The sequence below is a fragment of the Candidatus Diapherotrites archaeon genome, assembly GCA_016205145.1.
In the GTDB taxonomy this organism is placed as follows: domain Archaea; phylum Iainarchaeota; class Iainarchaeia; order Iainarchaeales; family JACQJH01; genus JACQJH01.
Window position 1 is genome coordinate 462,814 of the sequence record JACQJH010000001.1, and the last position, 15,664, is coordinate 478,477.

Annotated in this window: 11 protein-coding genes; 5 read left to right on the forward strand and 6 right to left on the reverse strand. The window is 52.6% G+C overall.

Translation table 11 applies throughout. The annotated features are described in order from the left end of the window. The first annotated feature begins 5 nt into the window (after positions 1-5). Entirely contained in the window at positions 6-2,462 is a 2,457-nt protein-coding gene (gene cadA, locus HY394_02310) for a cadmium-translocating P-type ATPase (protein MBI4052849.1), read from the forward strand. Here the strand turns inward: cadA and HY394_02315 are convergent, their stop codons facing one another. The 3 genes from HY394_02315 to HY394_02325 all read right to left on the reverse strand — a co-directional run bounded on the left by HY394_02315 (position 2,463) and on the right by HY394_02325 (position 5,710). Then, complete coding sequence (locus HY394_02315) at positions 2,463-3,428, reverse strand: hydroxyacid dehydrogenase (GenBank protein ID MBI4052850.1); 966 nt, start codon at positions 3,426-3,428, stop codon at positions 2,463-2,465. 40 nt (positions 3,429-3,468) lie between these two features. Beyond that, entirely contained in the window at positions 3,469-4,479 is a 1,011-nt protein-coding gene (locus tag HY394_02320) for an alanine--glyoxylate aminotransferase family protein (protein MBI4052851.1), read from the reverse strand. Between the two features lie 256 nt (positions 4,480-4,735). Beyond that, positions 4,736-5,710, reverse strand: coding sequence for an S-layer protein (locus HY394_02325; GenBank protein ID MBI4052852.1), 975 nt, complete (start codon positions 5,708-5,710; stop codon positions 4,736-4,738). Positions 5,711-5,874: 164 nt separating this feature from the next. Between HY394_02325 and glmS the strand changes: the two genes are divergently transcribed. Genes glmS through HY394_02340 form a run of 3 tightly spaced genes read left to right on the forward strand, consistent with a single transcriptional unit; the run spans position 5,875 to position 9,701 of the window. Further along, positions 5,875-7,644 carry a glutamine--fructose-6-phosphate transaminase (isomerizing) gene (gene glmS / locus HY394_02330; GenBank protein ID MBI4052853.1) on the forward strand — a complete coding sequence of 590 codons (1,770 nt, stop codon included), beginning with the start codon at positions 5,875-5,877 and terminating at the stop codon, positions 7,642-7,644. A 19-nt stretch (positions 7,645-7,663) separates the two neighbouring features. Next, positions 7,664-9,034: a phosphoglucosamine mutase gene (locus HY394_02335; protein ID MBI4052854.1), complete on the forward strand. Its 1,371-nt coding sequence runs from the start codon at positions 7,664-7,666 to the stop codon at positions 9,032-9,034. Positions 9,035-9,050: 16 nt separating this feature from the next. Continuing rightward, positions 9,051-9,701 carry a hypothetical protein gene (locus HY394_02340; protein ID MBI4052855.1) on the forward strand — a complete coding sequence of 217 codons (651 nt, stop codon included), beginning with the start codon at positions 9,051-9,053 and terminating at the stop codon, positions 9,699-9,701. 12 nt (positions 9,702-9,713) lie between these two features. Here the strand turns inward: HY394_02340 and HY394_02345 are convergent, their stop codons facing one another. From HY394_02345 to HY394_02355, 3 genes are all read right to left on the reverse strand, one after another. Continuing rightward, entirely contained in the window at positions 9,714-10,058 is a 345-nt protein-coding gene (locus tag HY394_02345) for a hypothetical protein (GenBank protein MBI4052856.1), read from the reverse strand. Then, positions 10,055-10,285 carry a hypothetical protein gene (locus HY394_02350; protein ID MBI4052857.1) on the reverse strand — a complete coding sequence of 77 codons (231 nt, stop codon included), beginning with the start codon at positions 10,283-10,285 and terminating at the stop codon, positions 10,055-10,057. Before HY394_02350 ends, HY394_02345 begins: the two co-directional genes overlap by 4 nt. A 180-nt stretch (positions 10,286-10,465) precedes the next feature. Further along, positions 10,466-13,591: a DUF87 domain-containing protein gene (locus HY394_02355; protein ID MBI4052858.1), complete on the reverse strand. Its 3,126-nt coding sequence runs from the start codon at positions 13,589-13,591 to the stop codon at positions 10,466-10,468. A gap of 112 nt (positions 13,592-13,703) precedes the next feature. Between HY394_02355 and HY394_02360 the strand changes: the two genes are divergently transcribed. Next, positions 13,704-15,581: a hypothetical protein gene (locus tag HY394_02360; protein MBI4052859.1), complete on the forward strand. Its 1,878-nt coding sequence runs from the start codon at positions 13,704-13,706 to the stop codon at positions 15,579-15,581. The last annotated feature ends 83 nt before the right edge of the window (positions 15,582-15,664 follow it).

Genomic DNA, 15,664 nt, shown 5'->3' on the forward strand with positions numbered 1-15,664 from the left:
ATGGCATGAAAAAAATCACAGTCGGCATTAAAGGCATGCATTGCGCTTCCTGCGCCACGATAATCGAGCGTCGCCTCAAAAAAGTTGAAGGCGTGAAGGATGTCTCTGTCAGCGTCGCGGCAAACAGGGCGGCGATCGAATTTGATGAGGGCATTGCGGGCATTGAACAGTTTGGAAAGGCAGTGGAAAGTGCAGGGTACGAACTCGTCCAGCCGCAGGGGCAGGATTCCGGCGATGCGAAGATAACAATGCATGTAAAGGGCATGGATTCGCCGCATTGTGCGGGCATTGTCGGGAATGCGCTCAAGGGAACCGCTGGAGTGAAAAAATTCGACCTCAGCTTCCAGAATGCCTCGGCAATGGTTGAATTCGATGCCTCCATCACCGGCTTTGATAAAATAAAGGCTTCGATTGCAAGGGCAGGCTATGATGCGGAACTGCTTGTCGGGGAGGAAACAGTGGACCAGGAGAAGGCCGCACGCGATAAAGAAATCGCGGAATTGAAGCGCAGGCTCGTTTTTTCGGCATTGCTGACCGTGCCGGTTGTCCTGCTTGCATTGCCGGAAATGCTGAAAACTGTTATGGCATTCGAGTACCCGCAGTTCATAATGCAGAACATGGCTGCATTGCAATTGCTGTTTTCAACGCCGGTGATGTACCTTAACAGGGACATGTTTGTGAGGGGCTTCAGGGGGCTGTTGAATAACATGCCGGGCATGGACAGCCTTGTCGCTTTGGGCGTCGGGACAACCTATGCTTACAGCGCAATCGTGGCCCTGCGCATCATTGGCGGAGTCATGTATTTTGAAACCGCTGCTTTGCTTCTCACGTTCATATTGCTTGGCAGGTACCTTGAGGCGATTGCCAAAGGAAAGACTTCCGAGGCAATCAAGCGCCTTGTAGGGCTTGCGCCGAAAACCGCAATCGTGGTCAGGGCAGGAAAAGAGGTTGAAATTCCGATCAAGGAAGTTGTTGTCGGGGACATTGTCATTGTGAAGCCGGGCAGCAAGATTCCGGTTGACGGCGTCATAGTCGAAGGCGAAAGCAGCATTGACGAGAGCATGATTACAGGGGAGAGCATGCCCGTGCACAAGCGAAAAAATGACATTGTGATCGGCGGGACAATCAACGGCAATGGCTCTTTCAGGTTCAGGGCGACAAAAATCGGCAAGGACACAATGCTTGCGCAGATAATCCGTTTGGTGGAGGACGCGCAGGCAAGCAAGGCGCCGATCCAGAAGCTTGCAGACACTGTCGCAGGCTATTTTGTGCACGCAGTAATAGTGCTTGCATTGCTTGCCTTCGCTTACTGGTATTTCGTGGCAGGCCAGCCGTTTCTTTTCGCGCTCACAATCCTTGTTTCAACGCTTGTGATTTCCTGTCCTTGCGCAATGGGCCTTGCAACCCCGACAGCGGTCATGATTGGAACCGGCAAGGGCGCCGAGAACGGCGTGCTCATAAAAAACGCGGAGAGCCTTGAAATCCTGCATCAGGCCAAAACCTTTGTGTTCGACAAGACCGGCACAATCACCATGGGAAAGGCGTCGGTAACGGAAATCGTTCCGGTCGGAATCAAGGCAGCCGACCTTCTTTGCCTTGCGGCTTCCGCGGAAAAGAATTCCGAGCATCATTTAGCGCAGGCAATCGTGAAAAAGGCGAAGGAATCGAGGCTGAAAATTGCAGAACCGAAATCTTTCAAGGCGATTCCGGGGCATGGCGTCGAGGCAAAAGTCGGGGCGAAGAATGTTCTCATCGGAACTGTTGTCCTGATGAAAAAAAGCGGGGTCCGGATCGGAAACGATTTGGTTGGCAGGATGCAGTCGCTTGAAGAGCAGGGAAAAAGCGTTGTCCTTGTTTCGTCGGACGGAAAGCTTGTGGGAATGGTTGCGATTGCCGACACCATAAAAGAGCATGCTGCCGAGGCTGTAAGGCAATTGCAGGCAATGGGTTATGAAACCGTCATGATAACCGGCGACAATTCCCGCACTGCAAACGCGATTGCAAAGCAGGCAGGCATTTCAAGGGTGCTGGCGCAGGTGCTTCCGTCGGACAAGGCCGCGGAAGTCAAGAAATTGCAGTTGAACGGAAGAAAGGTTGCCTTTGTCGGCGACGGCATAAACGATGCCCCGGCCTTGGCGCAGGCCGACATTGGAATCGCGATTGGCAGCGGCACCGACGTTGCGATTGAAAGCGGCGGAATAGTTTTGGTGAAAAGCGATTTGCGCGACATTGTGACGGCGGTAAAGCTTAGCAAATACACTCTCGGCAAAATAAAGCAGAATCTGTTCTGGGCTTTCGGCTACAATGCGGTCGGCATTCCGCTCGCGGCAGGCGCATTCTATCCTTTCACCGGCTGGCTTTTGTCGCCGGTCATAGCCGGAGCGGCAATGGCTTTCAGCTCGGTAAGCGTTGTTTCGAACAGCCTGCTCATGCGCGGATGGAAACCGGATAAAAAGGTTTGACTATTGTTTTCCCGCGCTGAGCGCCTGGTAGTTTACCGCGCCGTAAGTGTTGTTTTCTTTGAGCGCGCGGATGATCTGCTGTGCCGCTTCGACCCCGCACTTGTCCTGCGCTTCCTTTGTGGCTGAGGCGATGTGCGGCGTGAGAATGACGTTGCCCAACTGCGTCAGCTCCGAGTTTTCCAATGGTTCTTTTGCGAAAACGTCGAGTGCAGCGCCGCCAAGCTTTCCGCTTTTAAGCGCTTGAACCAGGTCGGCTTCGTTTATTGCCCCGCCGCGCGCAGTGTTCACGATTTTTGCGCCGTCCTTCATTTTTGAAATAGTGTCCGCGTTAATCATTCCTTTTGTCTGCTCTGTCAGGGGAACGTGCAATGAAATCATGTCCGCCTGTGCCAGCAGTTCGTCCAACTGCACCAGGCTTGCGTTCGCTTCCCTTACATGCTCTTCTTTCGCGAAAGGGTCCGCAACGACGATTTTCATTCCGAATGCGTTGCCGCGTTTGGCAACTTCCCTTCCGATGCGGCCGAAGCCGATCAGGCCGAGAGTTTTTCCCTGAAGCTCGTTGCCCTTGAACGCTTTCTTCTCCCATTCGCCGCGCTTCATGCTCGCGTCGGCCTTTGCGATGTGCCTGTTCAATGCGATCATCAAACCGATTGCGTGCTCGGCAACGGAAACGGTGTTGCCTTCCGGGGTGTTGAAGACGAAAATGCCTTTTGCGGTCGCGGCCTGGATGTCAACATTGTCGAGGCCAACCCCGGCCCTTGAAACCGCTTTCATCTTGTGCGCTGCGGCGATGATTGCGGGCGTGACTTTCGTGGCGCTTCTCACTATCATTGCGTCGTATCCGGAAACCGATTGCACGAGCTGTTCTTCGCTGAGCCCCTCCCGTTCATCGGCTTCGAGGCCCGCCTCTCTTATCATTTGCACGCCTTTTTTTGCGATGTTGTCCATTACGAGAACTTTTGCCATTTTGGTCCCCCGGTTTTTCCCGTGCGATTTTCGCGGATTTTCACGCTATTGCCTTCATTGTGGCGAGAATCGAGTCGATTGTGTCCAGCAGTTCTTTCAGTTGTTCTTCCGTGGTGTCGCCCATGTGCGCTATCCTGAAAGTCTGCTGCTTGAGCTTGCTGTAACCGTTTGAAATCACATAGCCTTTTTTGCCGAGCTCTTCGTTCAGCTTGTCGATGTCGTATCCTTTCGTGTTTTTGATGCAGCTTAATGCGATTGCCTCGAAGCCCTTTTCCGGGAACAGTTCAAAGCCCTGTTCCTTGACCCAGGAGTGGCAGATGTTCCTCAGCTTTTCGTGCCTTGCAAACCTCTGTTCGAGGCCTTCCGCGAGCATGTTGTCAAGCTGTTTGTCCAGGCCGAACAATTGCGGTATTGCGGGCGTGCTCGGCGTATTGTTTTTCTGGTGGTATTTGTCCATTTCAATAAGGTCAAAATAATAGCCCCTGTTTTTCACTTCTTTCGCCTTGTCCAGCGCCTTCTGGCTCACGGATGCGATTGCCAGGCCGGGCGGCAAGGCAAATGCCTTCTGCACTCCGGCAAGGCAGATGTCGATGCCGAAAGCGTCTGTGTCAATCGGCATTGCCGTCAGGCTTGAAACAGTGTCGACGCAGAAAATTGTTTCAGGATAGTCTTTCATCACTTTTGCGATTTGTTCAAGCGGGTTCAATACGCCGGTGGATGTTTCGCTGTGCACCAGCATTACAGATTCGTATTTTCCGGTTTCAAGCTTTTCCTTCAATGGCTCGGCCTTGTTTGCGAGGCCCCATTCCACGCTTAAAGCGTCGGCCTGCTTTCCGTTTGCGAGGCTGAGCCTGTGCCACAGTTCGGAGAAGTTTCCGCATGTCATGTGCAGGCATTTTTCGTTTGCCGTGTTGCGCGAACAGGCTTCGAATGCGCCTGTGGAGGAGGACGTGAACATGAAGACCCTGTTCTTGGTGAACATTGCCTTCTGGATTTTCGGCTGGATTGAAGCGTACAGGCTTGCGAATTCCCTGCTCCTGTGCCCGATCATGGGCCTGCCTATCTCATGCCTGATTTCCTCGCTGACTTCCGTCGGACCCGGAATGAAAAGCCTTTTGTGCACTTCAAAATCCCCCCTAATTTCTGTTATATGCCTGATAAAAGACTGATATTTAGCCGACAACTTTTTTTAAAGCGTGCGTTCGGAGCCGGTTTCGTCCGGCTGGTTCGATGACGGGTATCTCGCGTTGCTCGATACCCATCTGCACTCAGCATTAAATGTTTCGGAGGCGTGCGACGGAGCCAGGTTATTCCTTGATTTCAGCGGCATCGATCTGCCCGTCGCCGTCCAAATCCAGGCCTTCGACAACTTTTGCGTGAATCCTTTCATTGAAAAGATTTGGCTTGGCAATCTTTTCAACGCTTTTTGCCATTGCGACAACCGCGGCCTTGGTGCCAGCATTGCGGTTTCCGGCTATGAGCAGAATGCGCTTGTCGCCGAAGAAAGGGTGTGGCGCCTTGACGATTATGCCTGTTGCGTCCTCGGTGTAGGTTTTTTCCGAAGCCGAGCTTTCAATGCCCCATGGGCCATTGCTTTGCACGAATTTTACGGGCAGCCTGTCGTTTATTTCCTGGCAGATCTTGTTTGTGATCGGCCCGCCGACAATGATTGCGTTGCTGTCAAGCTTTTCCAGTGACTCGACCATTGTGTCCAATAGCACGAAAGGGTATTTTATTTTGGAGGCATAACTGCCGAGGATTGCTGCCAGTTCGACTGCCAGGTGGGAGTCCCTTGCCCTCGCCTTGAGCGGGCCGTGCGGATCGGGCGAGCCGATGATGATTTTGGCTGAAAAAACGCCCTTATGTATAAACGGTTCGAGGAATTCTGCAATCTCTTTAGGCACTTCCTTTTCCCTGCCTTCGATGGCCTGCTTTTCCCCGCCGGCATCCGGTGTAACGATTGACACCGCGCCGAAGTCCGCGGAAAAGAATTTTGCCAGGGCGCCCTGTTTTTCCTGCGTCTTCTGCACCGACACAAGTCCGGATTTTTTCAGCTGGTTGATGTAATAGTATGCTTTCTGCTCCGGCATGCCCAGCTTTTTCGCCAGCTCGGCAGGATAAGCCGGCTTTTTCACCAGCTCAGAGTAAATTTTCCATGCGCTATCGCTGGCAAGCGGCCTTATTTCGCTTGCCTTGTGGGCAATTTTTGTGGCGATTCGCCTCCGGACCGCGTTCCTTTCAAATTCGACAAAATCCGCCAAAAACACCACCACTTTTAACATTTTAATAATGGTATAGCTTTTTTAATAATAATGGTTGAATTTTTATTTAAATGCTTGCCCCTGCGTTCTGAATTTTTTCTTAATGCTTCCGCGATTTTCGGGTTGGGTTTTAAATACCTGCGGAAAGCAATTGTCTTATTCGCAACTGTTTTTTGTGGTTTGTAATGTGTGGAATCATCGGCGTGAAAGGCCTGAACGGCTTCAATGAGGCGCAGCCTGCCATACTGTCGGGCCTGAAAAGCCTGGAATACAGGGGCTATGATTCCTGGGGAATTGCGCTGGAGCAGGCCGGCGGGTTTTTCGTTGAAAAGAAGGCCGGCAGGATTTCCGATGAAAAAGGCGTTTCCGAGATCCGGGCAGGCACGGGCATCGGCCACACTCGCTGGGCAACGCATGGAAAAGTCTGCGAGGCAAACGCGCATCCGCACCTTTCAAGGAACGGCAAAATTGCCGTGGTGCACAACGGCATAATCGAGAACTATTCGGAGCTCAGGGAAACGCTTTCAGGCAACGGTTTCACTTTCGCATCGGAAACCGACACCGAAGTCGTTCCGCATCTGATTGAATCTTTCATGGCTGAACCCGGCAATGATTTTTTCGGCGCTGTGAGAAAGGCGCTGCTGCAGCTCGAAGGCAGCTTTGCAATCGTTGCAATGCACGCCGATTCCGATTCATTGGTTTGCGCGCGCAACGGCTCGCCCCTGCTTCTTGGAGTTTCGGATGACGCGCTTTTTGCGGCATCGGACATCACGGCTTTCCTTGGCCACACCAAAAACGCGGTTTACCTTGCCGACGGGGAAATGGCCCTGCTCTCTGACAGGCCGGAGGTTTTTTCCATTGCAACCGGCGAAGGCGTTCCGTTCAAGGTTGAAACCGTTGACTGGAACGTCGAGCAGGCGAAGAAGGGCAATTTCGCGCATTTCATGCTGAAAGAAATTTGCGAGCAGCCGCAGACAATCAGGCTTGCCATCGAGCAGGACAAGGCACTGCTTGACAAGGCAACCGGAATGCTGCGCGATGCTTTCGGCATCTTTTTTGTGGGCTGCGGCACAAGCTACCATGCCTGCGTTTCGGCGTCATACATGTTTTCCGGCATTGCGGGAAAGCACGTGAATGCCTGCCTTGCCTCGGAGTTTTCCAATTACACGGATTTCATCGGGCCGGGCGCGCTTGTCGTCGCGGTCTCGCAGTCCGGCGAAACCGCGGATTTGATTGACGCCGTGAAAACCGCAAAGCAAAAAGGCGCGAAGGTTTTGTGCATCGTGAACGTCATGGGCTCTTCGCTTTCAAGGCTCGGCGACGAAACCCTGATGATGAATGCCGGCCCTGAAATCTGCGTGCTGTCGACGAAAAGCTACACTTCACAGCTTGCAATCCTTCTGCTTCTGGCGTTTTCGCTTGCGGGCAAAGCACGGGAAGGCAGGGCGCTCATTCTGGATGCCGCGTCAAAAGTCAAAAAAGTCATTTCCGGAAACGAAAATGAAATCAAAAGGATTGCCGCCGCAACGAAAAACGCGAAAGACTATTTTGTCATTGGCAGGGACCTCGCATTCCCTTCCGCGCTTGAAGGCGCGCTCAAGATAAAGGAAGTCTCCTACATCCATGCCGAAGGCTTTGCCGGAGGGGAGTTGAAGCACGGCACAATCGCATTGGTCGAGCAGGGCGTTCCGGCAATAGTGTTTTCAACCGAAAAGACAAGGCCGCTCATCCTGGGCAATGCAATGGAAATAAAGTCGCGCGGCGGCATGATAATAGGCTTGGACTCGAAGCCGAACCCGCTTTTCGACCATTTCATTGAAGTGCCAGAAGTTTCGGAGGCAAACCCGATTTTAATGATTGTCCCAATTCAACTGCTTGCATATCATCTCGCATTGGAGCGCAATTGCGATCCGGACAAGCCGCGCAATCTCGCAAAATCTGTAACGGTGAAATGAGATGGCGGAAGAAACTGCAATGAACGCAGGCACGCGGAAAAGGCGGCTGTTTGAAACCGACGGCATCCGCGGAAAGGCCAATGCCTATCCGATGACGCCTGAAATAGCGTTGCGCGTGGGCAAGGCTGTCGCAAAATATTTCCTTGAACGCAACGGAAAAACGAGCCACCGCATTGTCATAGGCAAGGATACGAGGCGTTCAGGTTACATGCTTGAAAACGCGCTTGTCTCAGGAATAGTTTCAATGGGCGCGAACGCCCTGCTTGTCGGGCCCATTCCGACCCCGGCGATAGCGCACCTGGCAAAGTCCCTGAACTGCGACGCCGGAATAATGCTTTCCGCTTCACACAATCCTGCCGAGGACAACGGCATAAAGATTTTTTCGGGGGAAGGCTTCAAGCTTGACGACAAAGTCGAGCTTGAAATCGAAAGGCTCATTTTTTCCGACATCGACGCCTCGCACATAACCGGAAACCTGGTCGGCGGGGCGAAAAGGATTGACGATGCCGCGGGCAGGTACATTGAATTCGTAAAGAATTCCATTAACAACCAGCCCTTGGACGGCCTGAAAATCGTGCTTGACGTGGCGAACGGCTCGGCTTACAGGATTGCGCCGTGGGTTTTCTCGGAACTCGGCGCGGAAGTCATTGTCATGAACGATTCGCCTGACGGCATGAACATCAATGCAGACTGCGGTGCACTGCACGTGCAGGGCATGCTGGAAAAAGTAAAGGAAACCGGCGCAGGCATAGGCATTGCTTTCGACGGCGACGCCGACAGGATAGCGGTCTGCGACGAAACCGGAAAGGAAGTTGACGGCAACGCTTTGCTCGCCATTTTCGCGCTTGACCTTTCGGACAAGGGAAAGCTGAAAAACAATTGCGTCGTCTCGACGGTCATGGCAAACTCCGCCCTGACGGAACTGCTCGGCGGGCACGGCATCAGGACAGTCCATACGCCGGTCGGCGACAGGTATGTGATAGGCGAAATGCGCAGGGGAACATCAAATTTCGGCGGCGAGCCGAACGGCCACACTGTCTTTTTCGATTACAACACCACGGACGACGCAATGGTCGCGGCATTGCAGCTGCTTGCGATAATGAAACGGTCCGGCAAAAAGGTTTCCGAGCTTGCTTCGGTGCTCAGGCCTTTTCCGCAGGCGCTTGTCAATGTGAAGGTCCGCGAAAAAAAGCCTTTTGAAACCCTGCCCCGCGTGAAACAAAAAATCGCGGAAGCGGAAAAATCTTTGGCAGGCAACGGCAAGGTTTTGGTGCGCTATTCGGGCACGGAAATGCTTGCCAGGGTTCTGGTTGAAAGCGGTTCCATGGAAAAATCCGAATCGCTCGCTGCTGGCATCGCAAACGTGATAAAAAATGAAATCGGCGCGTGAAAAACCGGTGATTTGGATGGCTGAACTGGCTGGGCAAAAAATCCGCGGGTTTTTGCGGCGGGTTGAAAAGGAAATCGCAAATGCAAAGAACGCCGAACTCGAATTCTGGAAACTCCTCGACGAGGCGGAAAAGCTTTGTGAAGGCATTCAGAATGCAAGCGAAGGCGCGGTTGAGCAGAATGTTGTCGTGGAAGGATTGCTGTCCGTCGGAAAAGGCTCGGTTGTCAAGGCCGGCTCGCGCATCGAAGGCGATGTTTTCATTGGCGGGAACTGCGTGATCGGGCCGAACGCGTACCTGCGCAAGTCTGTCGTAATCGGCGACAACTGCCATGTCGCAAACTCTGAAATAAAAAATTCTGTCATACTGCATGATTCGAACGTCCCGCATTACTCTTACGTCGGCGACTCCGTAATTGGCGCGAACGTGAATCTCGGAGCGGGAACAAAGATTGCGAATCTGCGCTTTGACGACAAGAACATTTTCGTTGCGGTTGCCGGCAAAAAAACCGATTCCGGCAGGCGCAAGCTCGGCTGCCTCATAGGCAACAATTCGAAGCTTGGCATAAATTCCAGCGTCAACTGCGGCGTCATAATCGGCAACGGCTGTTTTGTCCGGCCGGGGAAAGTTGTGGAAAAGAACCTTGAAGATGGGGCAAAACTTGATTGATTTTTTCGCGCCTCATCTTGTCTTGTATCCGAATTTCCGGCTGTATTTTTTGTGGTCGTACCACTCCAAAATGATGCTTACAACAATTATTTCGTCCCTTGCCACTGAATAAATCAGCTGCCATCCTTTCGGCAGATTGTATTTCCAGCAGTTGTCTATTCCGTATTTCCTGAAATATTCCTTCGGAACCTGTTTTTTCGGCACCTGTATTCCTGAAAACGCGTTTTCCCGGATGTTTTCAAATGCCTTTTCCAAAAATCCGCTGAGCGCAAGGTCTTCAGTTGTCGAATGCCCCAATTCTTGGAATGCTATTTTTATTTTTTCATCCGCAAACCTGATTTTTGACGCAAGTTTCATTTTTTGTTTCCCCAGCCAAGGCTTTCCATGGCGAGGTATTTTCTGGCAAGCGCCGGATTATAAATCCAGGCTATTTTTCGTTCCTTGTCGAGGGCAATCTTTCCCGAGTCCAGAAGATAGCCGATGGTGGTGCAGTATGTCTGGTACATCATTTTTTTCGGCAGTTTTTCCCACAGCATTCTTTTCCTGAATTCGCCTGAATGCGCTTTTATGACTTTTTCGACCATTAAGACCGTGTCCAATCGGGGATAGCGCGTGATTTGAACGGTTTCCGAAGCCACAAAAAGCACCAATCCTTGTTATATCAGTTGATATAATAAGTATTTTAAACCGTTTCTCCTGGCGCCCGTGTGTAAGTGGGCGGAATGCGATGCGTTTGCGAAGGTGCCTGCAAACGGCTGTTCCGGTCAGTAGATTATTTCCTTGCCTTTCATCGCGTCCAGGAAAATCGTGCGGTTCTTTCCGTCATAGCTTTTCAGCCTTCCCTCGTATGCCGGCATGTAAACGGTTTCGATTTTTTTGACGACGATCTTGCTCCACAGCCTTTTCAACGATTCCGCCGCCTGTTCCTTTGAAACGCGCGGGGCCTCGATTGCCACGGATTCCTGCTGTTTCAATGGCAGGCCGTGCAGCGAATTCATTATGGGGTGCAGCGGGTTTGCGGGCAAATCAACGCTCTCGTTTAGCCTGAAGGAAGTTTCATTGTTCGCGGTTTCAATTTTGATTATGTTCTTGTCCGCGAGGCTTTTCAGCAGCCTCCTGAGCCTGGCCTCGTCCATGCCGGTTTTCTGCATCAATGCTTCCAGGCCGGCCTTATCCTTTTTGAGAGCGTTGAAGAGAATCGCCTCGTTTTCGTTCAGCTGCGAAAATTCCTTGAATCCGCGTGACTCCAAAAACTCGTTTCCGGCATAGTGCAGGAATTCGCCGCTCAGGGAATTGACGTATGCCTCGCCGACATTGAAAATTTCCTTGGAGCCGAAATAGTTGAATTTGAACGCGAAAACGGGAATGAATTTGAGGTAAACGCTTTCCAGCATCTCCTCCTTTCCGAAAAATCCCAAAAACTTTTTTTGCCGCATGGCATTGAACGCTTTTCTCGCGGCTTCCTCATTGACCTGCACCGGAAACGCGAGCAGTTCCGGCGGTTCCTGCACTCCGGCTGCGGTTTCAGGTTTCGGCGCCTCTTCCTTCAAAACCTTCTTTTCGATTTCCTCCGCCTTTCTTGTCGCCTCTTCGAGCTTTTTCTCCATTTCCTCTTCGTAGCCGGGCACGCTCACGGTCTGCTTTTCGGAGTCAAATTCTATTCCCTTGCGGTCGAGCTGTTCCATTATGTCCGATGGTTCAATGTTCGCCTTGAACTTGTTGTTGACAGTGTTTATGATCTGGCGGATTTTTTCAAGCTCAATCACGCCTTCCTTTTCAATTTTGGCGAGGCACATTTCCAATGCAAGCTTTTTCGCCTTCTCCGGATCCAGGTCCTTCGACAGTTCTGCGGTTTCAGCTTCCCTGCCTTCGTGCTGTGACATTCTCGGCCTGACCCTCATTACGAACGCCCTGCTTGTCTCCTCGCGCCTGTCGCCGGTAAGCGCGGTTCCAACGGGAAGCGTTTTGATGAACGTGGGCTTCCTGAATTTTTTTGGAATCAGGGTGGGAGTCCTCTTGAAAACGGATTTTATGTCGTCGTCGAAGACAAGCTTGTGCGTCATTATTATGTCAAGCTGTGACAGCACGTGCGAGTCGATTGCAGACGGCTGTTGTGTTGCGAAGACAAGCGAGCAGCCGGGCTGGCGGCCCTGCTTCACATATTCTATGAGCGAAGTTGTCGCAGGCGTCTTGACGTTTCCGCTCGGAATGAGCGTATGCGCCTCGTCTATGAACAGCCATGTCGGCGGAATCTCAAGCTCCATCATTTCATCCGCATCAACAGTCTTGTGCCTGCTAGCCGCCTCACGCCTTGTGGTTTTTTTGCGCGCTGCAAGAATGCGCCTGCCAAGAATGCCTATGACCAGCGCGGAAACATTGTCCTCAAGGAAAGAGGTGTCGATGATTGTGAGCTGGTTTTCCATGCTCAGTTCGCCCAGAGGTGTGCCCTTATCGGAGAAAACGCCCCAGTTTTTTGCGGCGTCAAACCTTGAAACCAGCGCCCTGATAGAATCGGGCTTGTAGCCCTTGTCCGAGGAATGCAGTTCCTTGTCGTTTTCAAGGCAGTTTATCAGGTCGTCAAGCGTGTAATTGCCTTTTTTTCCCGCAATTTTCGGTCCTTCCTTCTGCTCGTAGCCGCTTCTCACCTTTGAAATGACCTTTTCTATGAGCAGGCCGCTCGGCGAAAACCTTTCAATGCCGAATGTGAGGCACCAGTCGTCGGTTGAAAGCAATGAGGCGTGCATGGAAAACGTCGCGTCAAACGTTCCGCCCGGCACCTGGTCCTTGACTCCCGCAGGAATGAATACCTTGAGGTTGTCCAAACCCTGCGGTGTCAGATCCCATTTTGCAAGCATGCCAATTTCCCTTTCATCCTTGTTCGGGAACCTCATCGACCAGAACACGCCGATGGGGTCTATCACGATTATGCCGACGTTCTTGTTTTTGTGCGCCAGCTCTTCCGCGAGAACGCCCAAAACGTAAGACTTTCCGGATCCGCGGGCACCGTTCACGAAAATGACGTGCGGGTTGAGGCTGTCCACCAATACATTGAAATCGTTGAGTTCGGAGTCCTGCACTTTTCCGACAAACAGGCCGGCTTCCTCGCCGTACTTTTCAAACAACGACTTTTTCCTGCCGATGAACGCAATCTTTTTTTTCTCGTCAGACAATAAGCTGAGTTCGAACCTGCCGCCTTCCTCGTCTCTCTCCTTCTCTTTCTCGGTTTTCGCCTCGACCGGGTTTGGCTTGTGCTGGTCGGAATAAATGTCCGCTTCGCGGATGCCGACTTCCTTGTCGAACGGCAGGAGTTCATCCTTCTGCGCGTAAATGGATGCCTTCTCCAGAATGACGTCCTTTATCTGCTGCTTGTCCTCTTCCTCCAAGGCGATTTGTTCAAGCTCGTCGTTCATTTCAAGGTCGTCAGCTGCCTGCTTTTTGGCCTTGACTCCCGCCGCATCTAAATCCGTTTCCGCGCCTTTTCCCGCCCTGCCTTCGCCGGCAATGCCATTCCCGCTTTCCTTTGCCGCGGCGTTTTGGGCGGGTTTTTGTTTCGCCTGCCTTTTCCTTTTCACGCGCTTTTCATCGGGCGCCGCGCTTTCAATAACGGTTTCGTTTTCGAACCCGGCTTTTTCGGCCGGAACGCCTTTTCCTTTTTCCGCTGTTTCCGGCGCGTTTTCTTCTGTTATGTTTTCGCCTTCTTCGCCCGCGCTTTTCGCCTTTTTTTCGGCTTTTTCCTTCAGTTCAATGGTCTTTTTCTTCCTTGCCTCGCGCGCCGCCTTGCGCTCGTTGCTTTCGCCCAAGACCTCGTCGAAAATGTCCTTGTCGTCCTCGACAAAAGAGGTCTCAATGACCTTCTCGTCATCGCTTTCGCTGGCTTCGGCTTCAGGCATGGAAAAACCAAGCTATATTGTGTGTTTTCATATATTTATGTTTTCTCTGCCGCGGCAAGAATTCTTAAATATTAGTTAAGGTTTTAGTAGGTGGGGTTGTCAAGGTAATTGAATGTCCGCGTTTTCTTCTGATGAAACGGGCCAAGTCCCGGTAGCCTTGAAATTGCTCGCCGTGCTTGCCATCATCGCGTTCGTGCTTGCCCTTGTTTCATTGGGCCGGAACGGGCAGGCAAACCTTGCGGGCCGGTTTGCCGGAGCGCAAGCCGATTTTGGCGGAACATGCCTGTTCGGGGATTTTTTCTGCTTTTCCGGATCAGGCGGGGCGCAGGATTCATTCGAAGGGGATTCGGCTGTTTCCGGTTCAGGTTTCGATTATGCAAATGAGCCGGGCATGCCGGAAGCCGGCGGCGGTTTTTATGGCGGCTATGATTCCGGCGCGGCGCCGGAAGATTTTGGCGCCGGCCCGGAAACGGGTTCGGACCCTGATTATGGCGGCCAAAGAGGCGCGCCTTCCGGAAGCGGACTGCCGGAAATTTACGGTTCGGTCCAGCCGGCCGGCAGTTTTGGTGGCGTGAACGCCGGAAAAAGCGTTCTTGACAGGGAAAGGCCGCCCGTCAGGATGCCAAAAAACCTGCCCCAGTCATCCGAAAAATCCGGTCCGAAAGCTGTTGCGGCCTCTTTTGAAAAGTATTCCTCGGACTATCCGCCAGAATGCAAAGAGCATTGCCCGTCGGTCACGGTTTTCTGTTTGCCGGAAGGCCAACTTGCGGATGAATGCGGTGAAGGCGCCACTGCCTGTGCGGATGAGGCTTCCTGTGAAATCAGCCTGCTTGATTCGGCCTGCGGGTCTGCGGGAATAAGCTCTGGAACATATCCTGCCGGTGAAATCGAGGATATTTTGAACGATGCCAAGGAAAAGTCCGCGCCAGGGCCAGATGAGGCGGAGGACATTTGCACGCTGGAACACGAATTCAGGCACATCTGCGACCCTGATGACAGGCCGCCCGGTTCCCGCCAGCAATGCACCGAAGTTTATGCCGAAGTCTACGAGGACAAGTGCATGAACGACTTTGCCGAGGCGAACTGCGGCGAAAACCAGAATTGGACCGATGAGCAGTGCGGCGACCTTTGCGGCAGAATAGAGTACGGCAATTATGTGCGCAAGTGGGATGACTGCATGTGCCAGAATGCGGTTTCGGCAGAGGGCAAGTACAGCACCGGTTCAACCGGCTCATCCGACTGCTGTTCTTGCATAAGCCAGTGCACGGCCTATGGCGATAATATGGCGATGCCGCAGGCATGCATTGACAAGGGCTTTGTCAACCAGAAGGACGCCCAAAGCGCGTGCGCCGGCATTTCAAAAGCGGGAAGCGGCCACGGCTGCGACTATTGGAGCAGTGACGAGCACGACGAAGCCCAGATTTTCGGCCAGTGCGGCGGCCCCGGCATCTTTCTCGGCTGCTGTTCCGGTTACCCTTCCGGGCAAAACCCGTGGCCGGGAAACAAATGCGAAAGCTGTGACGCGCTTTTGGCATTGCAGGTTCCTGTCGGCGACGACGGAAAAACAGACTATGCCCTGCTTAAAACGCAGAGGCTTGAGGCGGTTGCAAAAGCCTGCAATGGCGCTCCCGCCAATTTCGATTCCGAGTTCAAAGACGGTTCCGATGGGCAGATATTGGAAGTTTGCGTGGTCTGCAACGACCCGTGCCGGCCCTGCTATCAGCAGGCGGGCGGAACAACATCTTCATGTTTTCCGAAAGGGCCTGCAGGCACTTGCGCCCCTGAAAAGGATGATGCCGCGCTTTTGGGCTTGATCAAAAACATTGCAAAGGGCAGCGGAGTCTGCGCAAATCCTTTGACGGCTTATATGACAAGCATGCAGGCCGGCCCGTACTGCGGCCAGGCGTGCTGTGCCGACTATAGCTGCCCACTCCCAGAATATGGCAACACCACTCCAGGCATTGCCGGATGCGTGCTCTGCGATAGTTAAGAAACCTGGCTGTGCGGCTTTGGCTTTTGGCAAGTTATCTTTAAATACTTTCCCGAAACCAATATTTGCGAGAGTTATGCCAA